This is a genomic window from Streptomyces sp. NPDC002784, from assembly GCF_053592135.1.
In genome coordinates, this window is sequence record NZ_JBSFVD010000150.1 from 1 (window position 1) to 1,755 (window position 1,755).

At 67.5% G+C, this 1,755-nt stretch carries 2 protein-coding genes; one reads left to right on the forward strand and one right to left on the reverse strand.

What is annotated here, in order from left to right; genetic code table 11:
* Positions 1-237, forward strand: a 237-nt coding sequence (locus ACWD1Z_RS37320; protein ID WP_451125347.1) for a hypothetical protein, incomplete at its 5' end; no start/stop codon positions are given.
* A 113-nt stretch (positions 238-350) separates the two neighbouring features.
* On the opposite strand, the gene ACWD1Z_RS37325 is transcribed toward ACWD1Z_RS37320, so the two are convergent.
* Positions 351-1,541: an IS110 family transposase gene (locus tag ACWD1Z_RS37325; RefSeq protein WP_451125349.1), complete on the reverse strand. Its 1,191-nt coding sequence runs from the start codon at positions 1,539-1,541 to the stop codon at positions 351-353.
* Between the last annotated feature and the right edge of the window lie 214 nt (positions 1,542-1,755).

Genomic DNA, 1,755 nt, shown 5'->3' on the forward strand with positions numbered 1-1,755 from the left:
CTTCCGACGGTAAACCTGTACCTGGGTACCGGTTGCAAGCCTGGCTCCTGGATGCGCGGCGGGTTCGAGTTCCGCGGCGTGGACCAGGGCGAGGAGATCCCGGTGACGGTAGAGGAAGGTGCGGTCCACCCCGGCCTGCCGGGCGATGCCAGTGGCGAGGCGGCCGTGGAGCTTGGGGTATCAGTACGAGCCGATGACGATCCGGCACAGAGACGCGGTGCTCCGAGCCTTCCATGAGTCTTGGATCGAGATCGGTGAACAGCAGTGAGCAGCGATCACCCTCATGACACGCCGCCCGACCCGGTCCGGCAAGAACACCCCACCCTGGACCTCGCTTCCCAATGCTGATGTCAAGCCGCCACTGTGACTGGTGGTGTGGCTTGGTAGTACGCTCCGTCGCGGATCATGGCCCACAGGACGTTGACGCGGCGGCGAGCGAGTGCCAGCAGCGCCTGCTTATGTCCCTTGCCTTCGGCGCGCTTGCGCGCGTAATAGGCCTTGGAGGCAGGGCAGCTCTTCAGGCTGGAGAGCGCGGAGAGGTACATCGCGTTGAGCAGGCCGCGGTGAAAGCGGCGCGGTCTTCGAAGGTTGCCGCTGACGCGGCCGGAGTCACGCGGGGCAGGCGCCAGGCCGGCGAAGCCGGCCAGCCGGTCGGCGCTGCCGAAGGCGTCTATGTGACCGCCGGTGGCCGCGATGAAGACGGCGCCCGTCATCTTGCCCGTGCCGGGCAGGCTGAGGATCACCTCGGCGTGCGGGTGCTCGCGAAACCGGGCCTCGATGAGCGCGTCGACTTTCGTGACCTCCTCATCAAGGGCCATCACCCCCTTCGCCAGCCGCACCACCATCGCGGCGGCCAGCTTCTCCCCAGGCAGGGCCGTGTGCTGGGCCTCGGCTGCCTCCAGGGCAGTCCGGGCGAGCGTGGCGGCTCCGCGCACCTTGCGGTTGCGCAGCCACGTCTCGACGCGCTTGGCTCCGCTGCGGCGGATCGCGGCCGGCGTCTGGTAGCCCGTCAGCAGCATGACCGGGCCCTTGTTGGTCAGGTCCAGCGACCGTTCCAATGCCGGGAAGATCTCCAGCAGTTGGGCGCGCAGCCGGTTGATCTGGCGGGTGCGGTCGGCCACCAGATCCGCCCGGCGTGTGGTCAGTATGCGCAGGTCGACGGCGATCTCGTCACCGGGACGCAGCAGACCGAGGTCGCGGCGCATGCGGGCTTGGTCGGCGATGACGAAGGCGTCCTTGGCGTCCGTCTTGCCCTCGCCCCGGTAGGAGGCCGAGGCGTGGTGCACGGTCAGGCCGGTGATGTAGACCATCGGCTGGTCGTGGCTGACCAGCAGGCCAATCAGCAGGGCGGCACCGCCGCCGTTGAGGTCGACCGCCCACAGCACGTCTTCATCGATGTCCAGGACGTCACCGATCAGCTCCAGCAGGGCCGATTCGTCGTTCAGGACCCGGCGGGACAGCAGCCGTTCACCGTCCCGGTCGATCACCACGCAGTGGTGATGTTCCTTGCCAATGTCCACTCCGGCCCATATCCGGGGCACGGTCACCTCCGCCAGTTCGTCGCGCTACCGCTGCCCAGCAGACGACCTCGCCGACGTTGCCCTACGCAGCGATCGAGTCGCATCTCCCAATTAGCGGTCGAGTCGTCGCGGGGCTCCGGGTGGCCAAGCTCCTTCAGCCATCTGACGGTCGCCCAGTCATCAGCCATGCCCAGAGCCCCTGGGTCCCACTGATCTTACGAATGATCATTTCGAA